This is a genomic window from Clostridium cochlearium, assembly GCF_900187165.1.
Classification (GTDB): Bacteria; Bacillota; Clostridia; order Clostridiales; family Clostridiaceae; genus Clostridium_G; species Clostridium_G cochlearium.
Genome location: NZ_LT906477.1, coordinates 1,835,772 through 1,855,537 on the forward strand (window position 1 = coordinate 1,835,772; position 19,766 = coordinate 1,855,537).

General features: G+C 27.4%; 19 protein-coding genes, 1 other RNA gene and 1 pseudogene. 4 read left to right on the forward strand and 17 right to left on the reverse strand.

Features of this window, described 5'->3' with window-relative positions; genetic code table 11:
- Window positions 1-42: 42 nt before the first annotated feature.
- From CKV72_RS09045 to CKV72_RS12310, 4 genes and pseudogenes are all read right to left on the reverse strand, one after another.
- A pseudogene (locus CKV72_RS09045) lies at window positions 43-1,157 on the reverse strand (MutS-related protein).
- A gap of 52 nt (window positions 1,158-1,209) precedes the next feature.
- Window positions 1,210-1,776 carry a hypothetical protein gene (locus CKV72_RS09050; protein ID WP_095178094.1) on the reverse strand — a complete coding sequence of 189 codons (567 nt, stop codon included), beginning with the start codon at window positions 1,774-1,776 and terminating at the stop codon, window positions 1,210-1,212.
- Between the two features lie 138 nt (window positions 1,777-1,914).
- Entirely contained in the window at window positions 1,915-2,496 is a 582-nt protein-coding gene (locus CKV72_RS12305) for a type III PLP-dependent enzyme domain-containing protein (RefSeq protein ID WP_197696940.1), read from the reverse strand.
- A 15-nt stretch (window positions 2,497-2,511) separates the two neighbouring features.
- Window positions 2,512-3,030, reverse strand: coding sequence for an alanine racemase (locus CKV72_RS12310; protein WP_197696941.1), 519 nt, complete (start codon window positions 3,028-3,030; stop codon window positions 2,512-2,514).
- Between the two features lie 79 nt (window positions 3,031-3,109).
- Between CKV72_RS12310 and nagZ the strand changes: the two genes are divergently transcribed.
- From nagZ to CKV72_RS12235, 3 genes are all read left to right on the forward strand, one after another.
- The gene (gene nagZ / locus CKV72_RS09060) at window positions 3,110-4,342 is read left to right on the forward strand and encodes a beta-N-acetylhexosaminidase (protein WP_207652117.1); all 1,233 of its coding nucleotides are present in this window, start codon (window positions 3,110-3,112) and stop codon (window positions 4,340-4,342) included.
- 64 nt (window positions 4,343-4,406) lie between these two features.
- Window positions 4,407-4,619: a hypothetical protein gene (locus CKV72_RS09065; protein WP_089863705.1), complete on the forward strand. Its 213-nt coding sequence runs from the start codon at window positions 4,407-4,409 to the stop codon at window positions 4,617-4,619.
- Window positions 4,620-4,784: 165 nt separating this feature from the next.
- Window positions 4,785-4,925, forward strand: a complete 141-nt coding sequence (locus tag CKV72_RS12235; RefSeq protein WP_169712370.1) for a hypothetical protein — start codon at window positions 4,785-4,787, stop codon at window positions 4,923-4,925.
- Between the two features lie 74 nt (window positions 4,926-4,999).
- On the opposite strand, the gene CKV72_RS09070 is transcribed toward CKV72_RS12235, so the two are convergent.
- Window positions 5,000-5,635: a LysE family translocator gene (locus tag CKV72_RS09070; RefSeq protein ID WP_089863703.1), complete on the reverse strand. Its 636-nt coding sequence runs from the start codon at window positions 5,633-5,635 to the stop codon at window positions 5,000-5,002.
- A 132-nt stretch (window positions 5,636-5,767) separates the two neighbouring features.
- Window positions 5,768-6,073 carry a hypothetical protein gene (locus tag CKV72_RS09075; protein WP_089863701.1) on the reverse strand — a complete coding sequence of 102 codons (306 nt, stop codon included), beginning with the start codon at window positions 6,071-6,073 and terminating at the stop codon, window positions 5,768-5,770.
- Between the two features lie 193 nt (window positions 6,074-6,266).
- Here CKV72_RS09075 and brnQ point away from each other — a divergent pair, with 193 nt between their 5' ends.
- Window positions 6,267-7,562 (forward strand): branched-chain amino acid transport system II carrier protein, encoded by a 1,296-nt coding sequence (gene brnQ / locus CKV72_RS09080; protein ID WP_095178095.1) that lies wholly within the window; start codon window positions 6,267-6,269, stop codon window positions 7,560-7,562.
- An 89-nt stretch (window positions 7,563-7,651) separates the two neighbouring features.
- On the opposite strand, the gene ssrS is transcribed toward brnQ, so the two are convergent.
- The 11 genes from ssrS to scfB all read right to left on the reverse strand — a co-directional run bounded on the left by ssrS (window position 7,652) and on the right by scfB (window position 19,713).
- Window positions 7,652-7,838, reverse strand: a non-coding RNA gene (gene ssrS / locus CKV72_RS09085) — 6S RNA.
- Between the two features lie 57 nt (window positions 7,839-7,895).
- The gene (gene aspS, locus CKV72_RS09090) at window positions 7,896-9,674 is read right to left on the reverse strand and encodes an aspartate--tRNA ligase (protein ID WP_095178096.1); all 1,779 of its coding nucleotides are present in this window, start codon (window positions 9,672-9,674) and stop codon (window positions 7,896-7,898) included.
- 46 nt (window positions 9,675-9,720) lie between these two features.
- Entirely contained in the window at window positions 9,721-11,145 is a 1,425-nt protein-coding gene (locus CKV72_RS09095) for a coproporphyrinogen III oxidase (protein WP_169712391.1), read from the reverse strand.
- A gap of 36 nt (window positions 11,146-11,181) precedes the next feature.
- A complete protein-coding gene (locus CKV72_RS09100; RefSeq protein WP_089865400.1) occupies window positions 11,182-11,787 on the reverse strand; it encodes an MBL fold metallo-hydrolase in 606 nt (201 codons plus the stop codon).
- 10 nt (window positions 11,788-11,797) lie between these two features.
- Window positions 11,798-12,247 (reverse strand): D-aminoacyl-tRNA deacylase, encoded by a 450-nt coding sequence (gene dtd, locus CKV72_RS09105; protein WP_089865403.1) that lies wholly within the window; start codon window positions 12,245-12,247, stop codon window positions 11,798-11,800.
- Between the two features lie 11 nt (window positions 12,248-12,258).
- Window positions 12,259-14,451 carry a RelA/SpoT family protein gene (locus tag CKV72_RS09110; protein ID WP_089865406.1) on the reverse strand — a complete coding sequence of 731 codons (2,193 nt, stop codon included), beginning with the start codon at window positions 14,449-14,451 and terminating at the stop codon, window positions 12,259-12,261.
- A gap of 111 nt (window positions 14,452-14,562) precedes the next feature.
- Window positions 14,563-15,081, reverse strand: a complete 519-nt coding sequence (locus tag CKV72_RS09115; protein WP_089865409.1) for an adenine phosphoribosyltransferase — start codon at window positions 15,079-15,081, stop codon at window positions 14,563-14,565.
- Between the two features lie 79 nt (window positions 15,082-15,160).
- Window positions 15,161-15,985 (reverse strand): DHH family phosphoesterase, encoded by an 825-nt coding sequence (locus CKV72_RS09120; protein ID WP_238056630.1) that lies wholly within the window; start codon window positions 15,983-15,985, stop codon window positions 15,161-15,163.
- Between the two features lie 176 nt (window positions 15,986-16,161).
- The gene (gene secF, locus CKV72_RS09125; protein WP_095178099.1) at window positions 16,162-17,037 is read right to left on the reverse strand and encodes a protein translocase subunit SecF; all 876 of its coding nucleotides are present in this window, start codon (window positions 17,035-17,037) and stop codon (window positions 16,162-16,164) included.
- Window positions 17,038-18,303, reverse strand: a complete 1,266-nt coding sequence (gene secD, locus CKV72_RS09130; protein ID WP_089865417.1) for a protein translocase subunit SecD — start codon at window positions 18,301-18,303, stop codon at window positions 17,038-17,040. It abuts the gene before it with no gap.
- A gap of 48 nt (window positions 18,304-18,351) precedes the next feature.
- Window positions 18,352-19,713, reverse strand: coding sequence for a thioether cross-link-forming SCIFF peptide maturase (gene scfB / locus CKV72_RS09135; protein WP_095178100.1), 1,362 nt, complete (start codon window positions 19,711-19,713; stop codon window positions 18,352-18,354).
- Window positions 19,714-19,766: the final 53 nt, after the last annotated feature.

Below are 19,766 nucleotides of genomic sequence, written 5' to 3' on the forward strand. Positions count from 1 at the left end.
AACCTATTTAAAACAATGTGTTTCTAGGTTAGGGGGTTTGGGTTATATGAATCCCTCAATGGTTTCCGCTCTTTTATACGCTTTCTCCGTTATTTCCTTTGGATATCCAATATAATCTAAAAGCTTTATTGCATTTCTTGTCTGTAAAACTCCTGATTTTAATTTATAATCAAAACTCAATCCACTTTGGCTATTAACATCTTCACTAAAGTAGTAGAATTCATAACTATCCTTTAAAATATCTACAAGCTCTCTATCATGTGTAGCTACAATAGAAATAGTCTTTTCATTATTTATGTAAGTTAATATCTCTACTGACATAGCTATTCTCTCTATTGGATTAGTTCCTCTAAATATTTCATCTATAGGACAAAATACAGGTAATTCTTTTTTTAGAGCATTTACTATTCTAAGTATTCCTTCTGCTTCAGCCATATAGTAGCTTTTTCCCTTTAATAAGTCATCATTAGGACTAATTGATGAAACTATATTAAAAAATGAAGCTTTATATTTCTTAGCTAATGCAAAGTAAAAGGTTTGAGATAAAATTATATTTATACCTAACATTCTTAAAAAAGTTGATTTTCCAGACATATTTGTACCTGTAAGAACAACACCCTTATCTTTAATGGAAATAGTATTTGCCACAGGATTATCTAAAAGGGGATGAATTCCATCTGTAATATCTAATGAAACCTCATCTACAAAATTTGGTTTTACATAATCATACTTTAAGCTTTTTTGATAACCTGATATTGAAAGTATTGCATCTAGTTCCCCTAATGTATAAAATATATTCTTTCTATCATATCTAAAAAAGTATTTTTTGCATCTATACTCAATTCAAAAAATATACATAAAAGTTTTTCTCTTAAATTTGAATTATTTTTAAATACCTCAATTAATTTATCCCTCTTTTTTAAACTTTCTTCATCCTTTAGTGGATTTCTTAGCATATAATATAAAGCCGACTCTCCTGGAGTGCTATTGGTTCTATCTAATTTTTCATAGACACTATCCATGTCCATATCGCTCCAGGTATCATCATCAATTGTATATTCTCCTTTTTTGCTCATATCAAAAAATTTTCTTATATATTGAAATTTCCTATTCTTTTCAACTTCCTCTTCATATTGTTTTCTCCCTTCACTATAAATATTTTATATATAATATATTATCATAAACTATTTTATTAAAATATTATCTACTCTATTTCTCCATAAAAAAGCTAAAAGCATCTTTGGAGTATCCATTAGCCTTGTCCACATTTTTTATATTTCTAATATGATATATTTTATTTTCATAGTCCTTTGCTTGATTATCACATATATAGGCATAATCGTAGCTTCCTTCTTTTACCCATGCCATAAACACATAAGTATGAGTTGGAACACTCTTTTTATTTCCACAACCATCTGTTGTAAAACATATATTTCCTGGTTTTAATTTTTTATAATCTGTTTTTTTCTTCCATCCATGCCCTTCTAAAAAACTTATAAGGCTTTCTGTATTTGCCATATTCTTTGGAACATTATAATTATTTTTTCTAAGTACTTCTGATATAAAATAAACACAAGTATTTTCAGACTTGCCATTATTTAAAGCTACACCTGAATAATAGGTCTCTATTCTATTATTTTTATCTTGTAAATATTTATATATATTTTTTCTTAACTCTCTATTATTTTCAATAGCATTAATTTTTTGTAATGCCATTATAGATAATATAACTACAAATAAAAACTTTATAATTATTTTTACTTTTCTCTTCTTCAAGACAAATTCCTCCTATAGTATTGATATAAGTTAATTATAATTAATAAAGTTTAATTATATCTTTATTAATTATTACAAATTTCTTACGAAAATAAACTGTAAACAATTATAATTATTTACAGTTTATTCTTTATATTTTTATTGAATTTTTCCCCTTCCCAATATAGAAACTTCTTTTATAACTTTTCCTTTCTTTACTAAATAAGCCTTTTCGTATAAATTACATACAGGGCAAATATGATTAGGAATTATCTCTATTTTATCTCCTATGTTTACTTTTTTACTAAAGTCTTTATTGTTTATTAGTCCATGTTCATCATACACTCCAGATAGCATAATTCCATCTGAGTTTTTAATTAATCCATTAGTAACATTTGTAGAACATATTCCCTTAGTTCTAAATTGTGCTGTTAGGGCTTTAGCTCCTGCATCTAAAACAATTCTTTTTTCTGTAGGTTTACTTATAATAGTTGATAATACTGTTGCAGCACATCTATTAAAATCCCCTATAGCAAACCCCTGAGATGTATCCATAAATATATATGTTCCAGGTCTTATTTCAGTTATTTGAGGTAAAATTTCTCCATGCATAAGAGATGGTGTAGAACCTATGCTTATTGTGTCTATATCCACTCCTAAACTCTTTACAATTTCCCCTGCCTTAATGGTTTTTCTTTGACTAATAAGAGATTCTTCTATGCACTTTTCTGAGTTTTCCACATTATAGCAATGTCCTTAATGGGAAAATACCCCTTTAAGTTTAATCCTATCCTTTGTTTTTATATACTCTACCAAATCCACGAGTTGCTCTTTTGTAATTATCCCAGATCTTTCTTCTCCAACCTCTATTTCAATTAATACTTTTATAGGTTTTTCTTCATTTTTAAATACTTGTTGTAACTGGTCTATTTGAAATTTATTATCTACACCTATACTTATATTTATTTTTCTATTAAGTTCTCTAACTCTTTTTAATTTTGATATTCCAACTATCTCATTTGCAATAAATATATCATTTATACCGCTATCTTTCATAACCTCAGCTTCCCCAACCTTTGCAACAGTTATACCTTTTGCGCCTTTTTCTAATTGAAGTTTTGCAATATATGGCATCTTATGGGTTTTAGTATGAGGTCTTAATTTAACATTATATTTATTTGCTTTTCTTTGCATAAAATCAATATTATCCATCATAATATCATAATCAACAATTAATGATGGAGTATCTAAAAAACTATATTTTGATAAACACATAAACTTCTCCCCTTTAATTTTAATTATTATTATATATAATTAAATAATAACAACACACCTTTAAGAAAGGAAGATTAAATTGAAAAAATCTAATTTGTATATGTTTTTATTATTAATATCCTTTGTATTTTTATTAGGATGCGGTAGAAATAATGCTTACCATAGTGAAAATATTAAAAATAAAACCTCTAATAATAAAAAATCAGATACTAATTCAGATACTAATAATGATAATATAAAATTAAAACTTAATAGTATGAGTTTAGATGAAAAAATTGGTCAATTACTTGTTGTAGGCTTTGATGGATATGATATAAATGAAAACATAGAAAAATTAATTAAAGAAAATCATGTAGGAGGAGTCATTTTATTTAGCCACAATATAGAAAATGCACATCAATTAATAAATTTAACTAATGCATTAAAAACTTTAAATTCACATAATAAAATACCTCTGTTTATATCTGTTGATGAAGAAGGTGGAAGGGTTAGCAGAATGCCTAGAGAATTTAAAAAACTCCCTAGTAATAAAATTATAGGTAAAATAAATAATAGTAATCTTAGTTACAATATAGGTAGAATAATTGCAAAAGAACTTACATTCCTTGGATTTAATATGAATTTTGCACCGATTTTAGATATAAACAGTAATCCACAAAACCCTGTAATTGGGGATAGATCTTTTGGTAATAATGTAGATATAGTTAGTAAATTAGGTATTAAAACTATGGAAGGATTAAGAGATGGTAACATTATCTCTGTAGTAAAACATTTCCCAGGACATGGTGATACTTCAGTTGATTCTCATGTGGGACTTCCTTTAATTAATCATGATATGAAAAGATTAAAAGAATTTGAATTAATGCCTTTTAAAGAGGCCATAAATAATAATGTAGATGTAGTAATGATATCCCATATATTATTACCTAAAATAGACCCTGCCTATCCTGCAACTATGTCAAAAACAATAATAACAGATGTTTTACGAAGATATCTAAACTTTAATAAAGTGGTTATTACAGATGATATGACTATGGGAGCTATTACAAATAATTATGCTATTTCTGATGCAGCTATTAAATCTATAAATGCTGGAACAGATATTATTTTAGTATGTCATGGTTATAATAACCAAACAGCTATAATAACATCCCTAAAAGAGGCCGTAAAAAACGGTACAATAACAGAAGATAGAATCAATGAAAGTGTTTATAGAATACTAAAATTAAAAGAAAAATATAAAATAAATAATAATACAGTAGATAATGTAGATATTGATAAAATAAATAATGAAATTAAAAATATTTTTTAACATAAAGTCTTTTAATATATTTTTATACTATGGTAAAATCTTTATATAGAAAGGTTGTGATATTTTGAAAATTGACTTTGAAAAAATAGTAAATGAAGTTTCTATTAAAGCTACTGAAGATGCTTTAAAATGTTCTCCATCAATTTTAGCTTTACCTGAGGATATAGCAGATGAGGTTGAAACTTATAAATTATTAATAGCCTATACCAATGCTTTAGTTGCAAGATCTCTTGAAGAATACCATAAAACTATTATAAAAGAAATTAAAAAGGATTAAATGTGAAAAGCTGTTGACAATTTTATTTGATAACAGCTTTTTTTAATATAATTTTATTCTATAAATACTATTCTAATTATTCATAACTGCAAGATCAAATTTCCAATAAATTCATAATACCTAGACATTTCAATGTAAACGTTATAAAATATAGTTAGACAAAGCATGCAATGTAAGGATATTATAGACTATTTAATAAGACTTTCTCATGGTATAATTTATGATTGGTGTTTAAATAATGGTGATTATTCTCTAGAAGAGGTTACAAGAAAATCTCTTAATTGTGTTATACAACTGCTTACATAAAAAAAATAAGAGATACTTCTATATAGATCTATCTCTTATCTTTATCCACCTTTTTAGTTACTTTTTATATGCATCTAATTCCCTAATTTAGCTCTTAATAGGTTTAATCCTAATACAATAAATATAATTCCTGTTATCTTATTTAATGAATTAGCTAATCCAAATTTTTTACTTATGTTTTCTATTATATATGATGAAAATACCGCTAGAATTATAGACCATGTAGTTGCAGTTATAACAAATGTAAATCCAAGTAATAAAAATGGAATTGCTCCATATGTATTATTAGAATTAATAAATTGAGGTAAAAATGCCAAGAAAAACAATGCTACTTTAGGATTAAGAACATTAGTTATAACTCCTTGAAAATATATCTTTTTAATGCTATTTTTTTTATTGTCGTCCTTTTTTACAAGCATAGAGGATTTTGATATTAATGAACGAATACCAAGATAAATTAAATAACTTGCACCTAAATACTTAATAATGTTAAAAGCATAAGCTGATTTAGTTAATATTGCTGATAAACCTAGAGCTGCCATTACTGTATGTATAATACATCCAGTATTAATGCCCAAAGCAGACATTATTCCTACCTTTTTCCCATTTGAAATACTATTTCCCAATATATACATAGTATCTGCACCAGGTGTTAAATTTAACATAATAGCTGAAATTATAAAAACACCATAATTTACAATTCCAAACATAATACCATCCCCCTTCCTAGTTAAATTATAAATACATAAACTGCCAGAATATAAGTTAACACAAGATTTTTCTTATATAATTAAATCAAAAAAGCCATCTAATTTCAGATAGCTCTCTTATTTTAATTAATTTTAATTTATGTACTTTTTTTCTTGTTTATGTATATTATTAATTCTCATATTTTTTATAAATTCATCGTAGAATTGTAAAAAACCACTTTTCTTAATCTCATAGTTGTATTCTTCTAGTAAAAAGTCTTCAGCATAATTTAAACTCATAAATTCATCTAAATTATCAATATTTAAATTATTTAAATATTGATCTACTAATTCATTCATTTGATCTGATGTCATATTATCTATGTCATACCCATCTCTTTTTATTAAAAATAAAATTTCTTCAGCAAGTTTTATTATTTCTTCTCTAAATTCTCCCATTAAATCCCCCCGTTCTTATGTAAATATATTCTACCTTTTTATAACAATTCCTCTTTATTTATAAATATATTCAGATAAATCATAAAAATTTATGATTTTTTTATAAAATTAATTTATTGTTAACAATTTATTTTTCACCTTCAGTATGATATAATATAAGGAAAATCTAAATTAGAGAATAGGAGAAATTCACATGAAAAAAAGTACTAAGGACGCATTTGTTATCGGATTAGCACTATTTGCTATGTTTTTTGGTTCTGGGAATTTAATATTTCCTCCCTATCTTGGTAAGCTTGTAGGAAACAATTATCCTATAGCTATACTGGGCTTTCTTATAACTGGAGTTGGACTTCCTTTACTTGGTATACTCTCTTGTGCCAAAGTTAATGGTACCTTTAGGGATATAGCAAGTCCTGTTGGAAAAATTTTTGCAGTAGCTGTAACCACATCCATTATTTTAGCTATAGGCCCTATGATTGCTATTCCAAGAACAGCAGCTACAACTTATGAATTAAGTATACAACCATTTTTTCCAAATATAAATATAACTACTGCTATTATAATTTATTTTTTAATTAATTTAGCATTCGTACTTAGACCATCATCAATAATAGACACTATAGGGAAATTTTTAACACCTGCCCTTCTTATTTTGCTATTAACTATAATAATAAAAGGGATTTTATTTCCAATTGGCTCTATTTCAAGTACTCCTTTTGAAAATGTATTTTCAAATTCCTTATTGGAAGGATATCAAACAATGGATGCTACTGCTTCAGTAATTTTTGCTTCCATTATAATAGCTACTGTTAGACAAAAAGGATATGATAATGTTTCTGATATAATAAAAATAACTTCTTTATCTGGTATTATCGCAGTTATAGGACTTGGAACAATTTATGGTGGTCTGATGTATCTTGGAAGTCAAACTGTAAATATTTTCCCTGGGGATATAACTAAAACTACCCTACTTACCCAAATAACCCAAACCATATTAGGTAAAACCGGTTCTGTTTTTCTTGCTTTAGCTGTGGCATTAGCATGTATGACTACATCTATAGGACTTACATCCTCAGCTGCTAATTATTTTGAAGAAATAACCAATGGGAAATTAAACTATAAATTAAATGCTATTATAGTTTCAGTTATGAGCATACTAATTGCTACTTTAGGTGTAGATGATATAGTTGCCTTTGCTTTTCCTATATTACAAATATTATATCCTATAGTAATAGTTTTAGTTATATTAACATTTTTAGGATTTAATAATAAAACTATTTTAACCATAACTGCATACACTACATTATTGATAGGTATTTTAGATAATCTAAAATCTGTAGGTTTAAATATTGGATTCATAAATAAATTTATTTCATTTATTCCATTATCCAATATAGGCTTTAGTTGGCTAATACCTGCTGTAATAGCATTTTTATTTTCTTTAGCCTATGTAAAAGCAAAAGGAAATAAAACAGTTAATGAATTTTAATTAAAAAAGCTATATATAAAAAATGGTCTATTCCTATAAGGGACAGGCCATTTTTTTATTAAATTTTATTTATTTCTATTCATTAAACAAAAAGTCCCGCTATGACGTTATATAGATTAACTCCTTGAACCCTATCCCTTCTTAAGTGGGCATCTCCTCATTGCTTCTTGTCTCTTAAAACAATGTTTAAGCATCATTCCACAACGAGAGTTTGGATTCCCTTTGTAAATGTGTTGGATCAGGATAAATCTATTTTTCCGTACATAGCAGGACTTATATTCAATTAATTGTTATATATATTATACTATATTTTTTTTATATTGTTAAGTCATATTACTTCTTTATTTTTATTCCCAATTCATCTAATTGCATCTCATCTACTACATTTGGAGCTTCTGTCATTGGGCAGAATGCATTTTGATTTTTAGGGAAAGCTATTACATCTTTTATATTTTCAGTTCCACTTAAGAACATTATCATTCTATCAAATCCAAAAGCTAATCCCCCATGTGGTGGTGGTCCAAACTTAAATGCTTCTAATAAGAATCCGAATCTTTCCCAAGCTTTTTCTTGTGTAAATCCTAAAACTTGGAACATTTTTTCTTGAAGCTTGCTATCGTGTATTCTAATACTTCCTCCACCTAATTCTTCTCCATTTAATACTATGTCATAAGCCTTTGCTCTAACTTTACTTGGATCTGTATCAAGATATGGTATATCCTCATCCATAGGAGATGTAAATGGATGATGCTCAGCTTCCCATCTATCTTCCTCTTCATTGTAGGACACTAATGGAAATTCTGTAACCCATACAAATCTAAATTCATCATTATCTTTAAGGAGTTCTAATTCTTTGGCTAAATGAAGTCTTAATTGACCTAAACTTTGTTGAACTACTCTTTCCTTAGCATCTGATACTATAAGTATTAAATCTCCTACTTTGGCATCCATTTTATGAATAATAGCTTTTAATTCTTCATCTGTTAAGAATTTAGCTATAGGAGATTTTATTTCATCTTCTCTGTAAGCTATCCATGCTAATCCTTTAGCTTTAAATGTCTTTACAAATTCACCTAATTTATCTATTTGTTTTCTGCCCATGTCTGCACAGTTTTCAGCTTTTATAGCTCCAACAGTTCCACCATTTTCTATAACATCTTTAAACACTTTAAAATTAGTTTCTTTTAATACGTCTTCTAAGTATTCTATTTCCATTTCAAATCTTAGATCTGGTTTATCTGATCCATACTTACTCATGGCTATTTTATATGGCATTCTTTCTATAGGTAGCTTAACATCCTTACCTACTACATTTTTAAATACATGCTTTATTAATCTTTCGTTTAAATCTATTACATCATCCATTTCCACAAAGGACATTTCTAAATCTATTTGTGTAAATTCTGGCTGTCTATTAGCTCTTAAATCTTCATCTCTAAAACATTTTACTATTTGAAAATATCTATCAAAACCTGATACCATTAATAGCTGCTTAAATAACTGTGGTGATTGAGGCAATGCATAAAACATTCCAGGATAGTTTCTACTTGGCACAAGATAGTCTCTTGCACCTTCTGGAGTACTTTTAGTAAGCATAGGAGTTTCTATTTCTAAAAAACCTTCTGCATCTAAAAAATCTCTAACAGCTTTTGCTGTTTTGTGTCTTACCATTAATTTTTTTTGCATATCTGGTCTTCTTAAATCTAAATATCTATATTTAAGTCTTATATTTTCTCCTGCATCTAAATCTTCCTTTATATATATAGGAGGAGTTTCTGATTCTGATAAAATCTTTATACTTTCTCCTTGTAATTCAACCATTCCTGTTGGTAAGTTTTCATTTACTGCTTGCCTTTTTATTATTTTTCCTGTAACAGCTAAGCAATACTCTGATCTAACTGTATCTGCTTTTTCAAAAGCTTCTTTATTTATTTCTTCTCCAAATACTACTTGAAGAATTCCATCTCTATCTCTTAAATCTATAAAAATTAATCCTCCAAGATTTCTCTTTCTTTGAACCCATCCCATTACTGTGTGTTGTTCGTTTATATTGTCTTCTCTTAATTGACCACACATAATGGTTCTTTTTAGTCCTTTTAATGCTTCTCCCATTTTTCTTCCTCCTCATATCAATTTAAATATTGATATTTATTGAATTTTATTTATAAAGTTCTTCTAATGCATGAACTTTTCTTCTAACCATTTCTTCTACTCTTTTATTATACTCTATTACATCCTTTACATTAGGTACTCTTTCAATCCTATTTTCATCTCTAAATACTATTTTTGATACTCCATCAGCTCCAAGTGCAATTATTGTTTGTCTTTCTTCAATCATTTGTATATTATATATACATTCTTTTCCTTCTGTGGAATAACCCACATTTTCCATATTTCCTAACATGTTCTTTTGTCTATACATATAATAGGGTTTCATATTTAATTTTTCTGCTAATTTAGAAGTTGTTTGAAACATTTCATTTAATTCATCTTGATTATAATTTAATATACTCTCTAATTTATTATAAAGCTTAGAGCCCCTTTTTATAGACATACCATGAACTGTTAGACTATCAGGTTTTAGTTGCAATATTTTTTTATATGTATTTTCAATATATGATATACCTTCTCCTGGAAGTCCTACAATTATATCCATATTTATATTGTCAAAGCCAAGTTCCCTTGCTTCATTAAAACTTCTAATCACATCCTCCACTGTATGACTTCTCCCAATTACTTTCAAAGTATCATCATTCATAGTTTGAGGATTTATACTTATTCTAGAAACATTGTATTTCTTCATAGTTTTAAATTTTTCTTTATTTATACTATCAGGTCTACCACATTCTACTGTAAATTCTTTTGTATTTCTATTGCATATAAAGTTATTATATATTTTTTCCATTATATATTCAAATTGATTATTGTCTACAGAAGTAGGAGTACCACCACCAAAATAAACAGTTTCTACAAGTAATTCTTTTTTATCTATATATTTTCTTATTTTTTCTATTTCAAAACTTAGGCACTTTATATACTCTTCCACCAATTTTTTATTTTTCCCAATAGGATTTGATGTAAAAGAGCAATATAAGCATCTTGTAGGGCAAAAAGGCATGCCAATATAAATGCTTATAGATTTATTATCTTTGTTTACAAAGTTCTCTTCTCTTTTTGCTACATCTATACACAATTGCGCTTTTTCTCTAGATGTAAGATAGTTTTTATAATAATAATCTATTATATCTTGAGAAGTTTTATTTTTAGTCAACAAAGAAAGAGCTATTTTACTAGGTCTTATACCAATTAAGGTTCCCCATGGAAAGCTCTTTTTTGTTTCATCTTTTAAATATAAATAAATTGATTTTTTTACATTATCTTTTTGAGATATACTTTCATCTATTAAATACTTCTTCTTATTATTTTTTCCATTTATGATAATATAGTTATCTTCTAAAAATACATTGTAATTAGCTTCTTGTTCTTCTACAAAATTAATTTCTGCATTAGGAAAAAATATATTAAATAGCTGATAAATTCCATACTTATATTTTGCATGATTTAATTTCATATCTAATTTTATATTTATAATCATTATATCTCCTTATTTCTATAAAATTTATAAGAAAGGATTAGATATCTTTTCTTTACCTACAGTAGTTTCCATTCCATGTCCTGGCAATACTAATGTATCCTCTGGAAGAGTTAATATTTTTTCTTTTATGCTATTTATTAGTATTTCAAAATTTCCTCCATAAAAATCTGTTCTTCCTATAGAGCCTTCAAAAAGGGTGTCACCTGTAAATATTATATCATCTACTATAAAACACATTCCTCCCAAGGAGTGACCAGGTGTTTCTATACATTTTATATCTTTTTCACCAATTTTAAAGCTATCCCCTTCTTTTATTTTAATATCTGCTGCTCCACAGGTTTCTGGTGTGCCAAATAATTGTAAGCTTTTTAAAATTGCCTCTTCATCCTTTTCATTTATACATACTGGAGCCTTTAATGCATCTCTTACCTTTTTAACTGCGCTTACATGATCTACATGGCCATGAGTTAACAATATATATTTTACCTTACAATTCATTTTATTTAATTCTTGTAAGATTAAATCAGCATATTCTCCTGGATCTACAACTATACCTTCCTTACTTTTTTTATCCATTAATATATAACAGTTAGCTTGATACATACCCACAGGGATTCTCTTTAATTCCACTTTATCACTCCTAAATTATTTTTTTACTATCTATTATTAAAGTAACCGGTCCATCATTTTCTATTGAAACTAACATATCTGCTCCAAATTCACCTGTCTGCACTTCTCCTAAAACTTCTCTACACTTTTCTACAAATTCTTCATAAAGTTTTTCTGCCTCATCTCCTGAAAGGGCTTCTATAAAGCTAGGTCGTTTACCTTTTCTACAATCTCCATAAAGAGTAAATTGTGATATTACAAGTAGTTCTCCTCCTACATCTAATAAAGATTTATTCATTTTTCCATTTTCGTCTTCAAATATTCTGAGTCCTAATACTTTATCCACTAAATATTCTAAATCCTTTTGAGTATCATCCTTACATATTCCTAATAAAACATTTAATCCACCATTTATGCTACCTATAACTTTTCCATCTACTTCTACTTTTGAAGATTTAACTCTTTGTACCACTGCCCTCATTTAAATCACCTCTAATTTTTTGTCCTATAAACATCATTTATACCATTTAATATTCTTATTTTTTTCATAACACTTTCTAGTTGTTCAATATTTGATATTTTTAATTTTATATTTATCAATACTTTCTTCTCTCTAGTAGTTTTAGCATTTATAGCATATAAATTAGCTTTTTCATTATTAATTATATCCATAATTTGGGATAATAATCCCTCTTTATCTTCAGCTTCTACCTCTATTTCTGCTATATATTCTCCTGAGCTATATCCTACCCAATTTACTTCAATTATTTTACTTATATCCTCCTCTATTAAATTTTGTAGATTTTTACAATCTCTTCTATGAATAGATACTCCTCTACCCTTTGTTATATAACCTATTATTTCATCACCAGGTACTGGATTACAACATTTTGAAAATCTAACTAATATATTATTCTGCCCTTTTACTTCTACTCCTAGTCCATTACCTTTTTTTCTTTTGGATTTTTTATTATATTTATTAACTTTAGTATTTTTATTAAAATCTTCTATTACTTCTTCATTTGAAATACTAACCTTTTGACTATGTTCATGCTGTTCCTTAAATTTTAAAACAATATTAGACGCTATTAAATCACCTATTCCAACTGCTGCATATAAATCTTCTACGGAGTTTAAATTGTATTTTTTTAATATTATATTTAAAAACTCACCTTTTGAAATTTCTCCAAAATTATATCCTTGTTTTTTAGCTTCCTTTTCTAAATATTCCTTGCCCTTACTTGTATTTTCTTCTCTTTTAGCTTTTTTAAACCAAGATTTTATTTTGCTTTTAGCTTGATTGCTTTTTACAATATTTAGCCAATCTATACTTGGTCCTTTAGAATTTGATGATGTAATTATTTCTACAATTTCGCCAGTTTTTAAATTATAATCTAAAGGTACCATTTTATTGTTTACTTTTGCTCCTACACATTTATTCCCTATATCTGTATGTATTTTATATGCAAAATCTATAGGTGTAGATTTACTTGGTAAATTAATAACGGAACCCTTTGGAGTAAATACAAAAACTTCATCAGAAAACAAATCTATTTTAAACCCTTCCATAAATTCAGTAGCATCTGATGTTTCTCTTTGCCATTCTAATATTTCTCTTAGCCAAGTAAGTTTTATATCTATATTATTTTGTTCAGTTTTTCCCTCTTTATATTTCCAATGTGCAGCTATTCCATATTCTGCTGTTTTGTGCATTTCAAAGGTTCTTATTTGTATTTCAAAAGGTTTGCCTTGTGGACCTATAACAGTTGAGTGTAAGGATTGATACATATTAGGTTTAGGCATTGCAATATAATCTTTAAAACGTCCTGGAATGGGTTTATACATAGTGTGAACTATACCTAGTGCAGCATAGCAATCTTTAACTGTATCTACTAATATTCTTATTGCAGTTAAATCAAAAATTTGATCTAAAGTCTTATTTTTTTTAATCATCTTTCTATATATACTATAGAAATGCTTAGGTCTTCCTTCTATGTCAGATTTTATTCCTGCCCCCTCAAGGCTTTCTTTTAATTCATTTACTATCAATTCTATATATGCTATTCTTTCAACTCTTCTCTCAGCTATTTCTTTAACAAAACTATAATATTCATTAGGATTTATATATCTAAAAGCTAAATCTTCTAATTCCCATTTTATTTTAGATATTCCTAACCTATGAGCTAAAGGTGCATATATATCAAAGGTTTCTTTTGCCTTTTCTTTTTGCTTTTCTACAGGCATATACTTTAATGTCCTCATATTATGTAATCTATCGGCTAACTTTATAAGTATTACTCTTACATCCTGTGCCATGGCTAAAAGCATTTTTCTTACATTGTCTGCTTGCTGCTCTTCTTTACTCTTATATTTTATTTTTCCTAATTTAGTTACTCCTTCCACTAAATCAGCTATTTGTTTATTAAATTCTCTTTCTATATCTTCATAGGTATACTCAGTATCTTCTATTACATCATGAAGAAGACCAGCTACTATTGTATCTGCGTCCATACCCATATCTGCTAAAATACAAGCTACTTCCACAGGATGAACTATATATGGTTCTCCTGATTCTCTTTTTTGTTGCTTATGAGCTCCATTAGCGATTTCATATGCTTTTTTAACTAGTTCTATTTCTTCCTTGGAACAATTTTTTTCTATTTTTTTTATTAAATTCTCAAGCATATTGTTACTCCCCTAAAATCAATGGCTGGTTAATAAAACCAGCCATTATTTTTTACTAATATTATATAATATTCTGTAGAAACTTGCAATTTTAAAATTCAATTACCCTTTTTAAATATTATATTTTACAAGAGAAGACATTTCATATTTTTTTAGTTTTTCCCTTCCCTTTAGATCTGTTAATTCAATTAAAAAATTAATAGATACTATTTCTCCACCTAAGGACTCAATCATTTCAATCACAGAACATATGGTTCCTCCTGTAGCCAGTAGATCATCTACTATAACTACTCTTTGTCCAGGCTTTATTGCGTCCTTATGCATCTCTAATTCATCGCTACCATATTCTAATTCATATTTAGAACTAATAGTATTACTAGGTAATTTTCCTTTTTTTCTAACAGGTACAAAACCTGCTCCTAATGCATAGGCTAAAGGTGCACCAAACAAAAACCCTCTAGCTTCTGGTCCTACAATAACATCAACTTTTTTATCTTTAAGTTCTTCAACTAAAGTATCTATTGTATATTTAAAAGCTTCTTTGTCTTGTAATATAGTAGTTACATCTTTAAAGCTAATACCTTCTTTTGGAAATCCTTCTATCACTCGAATTTTGTCCTTTAAATTCATTTATTGTTCCTCCCCATGTTTTAATTTAAATATATAAATACTATATAATTATATAATACACCAAATTTTAAATAAAGTTTTATTCACTATTTGCAATTAACTGCTTATTACTTACTAGTTTCTTCTCCTTTTTTAAATATTTAACTATTTGCTCTGCCCTATCTATATTTGATGTAGTAAATAACTCTACAGTTATTCTTGAATTAGCTAACATTCTAGAACTATTGGAGCTTGGCATTAAATTTTCTAAAATCTTATTTATATTTTTAAAAGTTATCCTTTTTTCTTTATTAACTTTAGCTAAAGCTTTTAATCCATAATTGTTGGTAAAATTCATATGATAAAGACCTTGTTCTACTATAAATTTATTTTCTCCAACATAAGGAGGTTTAGTAGACAATACACCAAGCATTATTAAATCTAAATATTTATTTACACATTTCATCTGATAATAACATGAAATAGCTTGAACTAATTTATAAACTACTCCAGAACTTGTCAAGTCTTTGAAAGGATATGTACAATCGTCTTGATTGGGATTTATAATTATGGAATTTGGTACTTTGCATTTACATTTATGATAATCAGTAATTATTACATCTATACCTAATCTTTTACATAATTCTACTTGATCATAAGAATTACTTCCGCATCCTGCAGTTATCATTAAATTTGTACCCAAAAATTTCACATGATTCTTAACTATATCCGAATTTATTTCAAAATTATCTTTTTTTCCATCAGATATAAAATACTCTACATCTGCATTTAAATATTTTAAAACAAGAAATAATACGGATACAGCCGCTATACCATCTAAATCATAACAACCATATACAACAATTTTTTCTCTTTTATTTACTGCCCTTACTATTCTTTTTAAGGCTTTATCCATTCCTTTCATTAAAAAAGGATCATGCAGAGTATACTCATTAGCCAATTGTACTACCTTCCTTTTTATTATATTTGTATATTAAAAAGCATATTATATTATAATTTAAAATATTAGTTTTGACAAATTATTTTATTATTTTCTTAAAATAAAAAAACAGAGCTTAAGAAACTCTGTTTTTTTGGGATTTAATTCAAAATTTTATCTTTTTTTGTGAACACAACCCATAAAGGACTTGCTATAAATATAGAAGAATATGCCCCACAAACAATTCCTATTAATAGGGGTAGTGCAAATTCCCTTACTGAAGGTACAAATATATAAACACAAACTATAGTAAATAATGTTGTTAAACTAGTATTTATTGATCTTTTCATAGTTTGAGTTATACTTACATTGGCAACTTCCGCTTCATTTGCTTTTCTATTTCTCTTTCTATTTTCCCTTATTCTATCAAATACAACTATAGTATCATTTATAGAATACCCTACTATAGTAAGTATTGCAGCTATAAAACTTGAATTTACAGGTATTTGCAATATAGCATATACAGATATAGTTATTAATATATCATGTACAAGTGCCAATATGGCTGCCAAACCAAATTTAAACTCAAATCTAAATCCTACATATACTAGCATAGCTATGTTAGCAATAATCAAAGATAATATTGCCTTGCTCCTCAATTCTTTACCTACTGAAGGTCCAATTCTTTGTTGTGCTAATAAATCTTTATCTTGTAATTTATATTTAGCCTTTATTTCATTAAACATAGGTTTTATTTGATCATCTTTTAAAGAATTACTTCTTATTTCTAATTGTATATTGTTATTGTTATCTCTAGCTTCATTGGTTGTATAATCATTTGTATATTTTTTCAATATCTTTTCTACGTCACCCTTATCAAACTCTTTATTCATGTTTATTTGAACTAAAGTACCACCTTTAAATTCTATACCATAATTTAATCCATCTTTTATAACAAAAACTAATCCCAATATCATAATACTTAAAGATATAATAAACCATATTTTTGTTTTTTCTATAATCTTCAATGTCTTCATTTATTCTGCCCTCCTCTTTGCACCAAAAGCTGCTAAACTATTTAATAATCCAGCATTTACGGCTAATTTAAGTAAGCATCTTGTAACTATTACTGCTGTTAGCATACTTAGTACAATACCTATCATAAGAGTAAGAGCAAATCCTTTTACTGCTCCTGTTCCCAAATTATATAGAACAACAGCAGCAATTATTGTAGTTATATTTGAGTCCATTATAGATGTTAATGCTCTATTAAATCCTGCATCTACAGAAGATCTTATGGATTTTCCCGTACTTAATTCCTCTTTTATTCTTTCAAATATAAGTATATTAGCATCTACTGCCATACCTATTGTTAATAAAAATCCAGCTATTCCTGATAAAGTAATAATAGCATCTATAGAAACAAAAGTTCCAAGTACCATTACTATGTATAATACCAATGCTATATTTGCAATAAGGCCTGGTACTCTATAAAAAATTAACATAAATAAAAATACTAATCCTATACCTATTGCTCCTGCCTTTAAACTTAAAGGTAATGCATTAGTTCCTAGTGTTGCTCCTACTGACTTTACTTCTACAGGTTTTACTACTACTGGAAGTGCCCCCGATTTAATTATATCGGCTTGTCTTTTAGCTTCTTCTAAACTTTTACTTCCTTCAATTATTCCTTTACCATCAGGTATAACACTATTAACTACAGGGTTTGTTAATAGTTCTTCGTCCATATATATAGCAATTTGTTGCCCTTTAAATTTATTTGTAGCTTCTGCAAATTTTTTTGTTCCTTCATCTGTTAATTCAAAGCTTATAACAGGTAATTTGGTATCTGGGTGCTGCTGAGGGGATGCATCTTTTACATCTTTACCTGTTAATATAACTTTTTTATCTGGTCCTATAAACTTTAATTCTCCAGTTTTCCCTACTGTTTCTATAACTTCTTTAGTATCATATATTCCAGGTATCTCTATTCTTATTTTTTTCTGTCCTTCTTTAGTTACAGAAGTTTCACTTACACCTAATTTGTTAACTCTCATAGATAAAAGCTCTATAGTTCTATCTATTGTAGCTGTATCTACTTTGTCGCTTTGTATTTCCTCTACTAAGGATACTCCCCCTTGGAGGTCTAATCCTTTCTTAATGGTTTCTCCAAAAGATTTTACCTTATAACCAAATATATTATTTATTCCAAAAGCACCCACATAAGCTAAGGATAATATTACTATAACACTTAGTGCCAATAAAAAAGCGCTTTTGCCTTTACTGGTTTTCTTGTTTCTCATGTTTTTCCTCCTCACTTAAAGTAATATAAAAAGTCAATTAATTAACTACTATTCCATAGTATTATATTTTAATGCTATTGCACATTCTATTCTCTTCTTTTGCATTTCACATCCTAATTTATATGGTTTTTTAATATCTTTGTTAAAGTTATAGTTATTGGATTGACATCCTCCACTACAATAAAATCTCGCCCAACACTCTTTACATTCTGGTTTAAAATATATATTACCCTCTTTAAAATACTTTTGTAAATTTTTATCTATGATGCCATCTTCTAAATTTCCCATTTTAAATTCTTCAATGCCTACAAATTGATGACATGGATATATATCTCCAGAAGGAGTTATAGCAACATATTCATGTCCTGCTCCACATCCTGATATTCTTTTATATACACAAGGTCCACCTTGTAAATCTATATTGAAATGATAAAATTTAAAATTCTTTCCTTCTTTTTTAGATTTAATCATTTCTCTACATAATTTATCATATTGTTCAAATATCTTAGGTAAGTCTTCTTCTCTTAATGAAAGAGGGTGATCTTCTGGAAGAACTACTGGTTCTATTGATACTTCATCAAATCCTTCATTTACTAAATGCATAATATCATTAAAAAAGTCTAAATTTTCTCTTGTAAATGTTCCTCTTACATAGTATTGTTTATTCTTATCTCTCATTTTTACCATGGACTTTATATTAGGAAGTATTTTATCGTAACTTCCTCTATTATCCCTTGTAATTCTTACCTTATCATTAACTTCTTTTCTACCATCTATACTTAGTACAATATTGCCCATATTTTCATCTATATATTTCATAATTTCATCATTTAATAATGTGGCATTAGTAGTCATGGTGAATCTTATTTCTTTGTTATACTTTTTTTCTTCTTCCTTAGCATATTCTACTATTTCTTTTACAGTATCAAAAGCAATTAACGGTTCTCCACCAAATAAATCCACTTCTATATGCTTTCTTGGTCCTGAACTTTTTATAACAAAATCTATTGCCTTTTTTCCTATTTCCGCTGTCATAAGTTCTCTTTTTCCCTTATATTCTCCTTCATCGGCAAAGCAATATTTACATCTTAAATTACAGTCATGAGCTATATTTAAACATAGAGCTTTTATATAAGATTCGCTTTCTCCAGCTTTTAAGCCTATATCTTCATAAAGATCCTTTGAATATAAAAGTTCTTCTTTTATTAATTCTTCTACTTCTTTATATACTTCGTTTATTTCTTCTTCTGTATATTTTTGACCATATTTATCCAATATATACTCTTTATCCGCTAAAGAATCTTGTCCTACAATATCATAAACTAATTCATCTACTACATGAATAGCACCTGAATTAACATCCAAAATATAATAATCATTTTCTTGTTTAAATTTATGTATAGTGCTCAAAATTTTCTTCCTCCTAAATTAACTAAAGTACTAATTTTTTTTAAAATACTAAA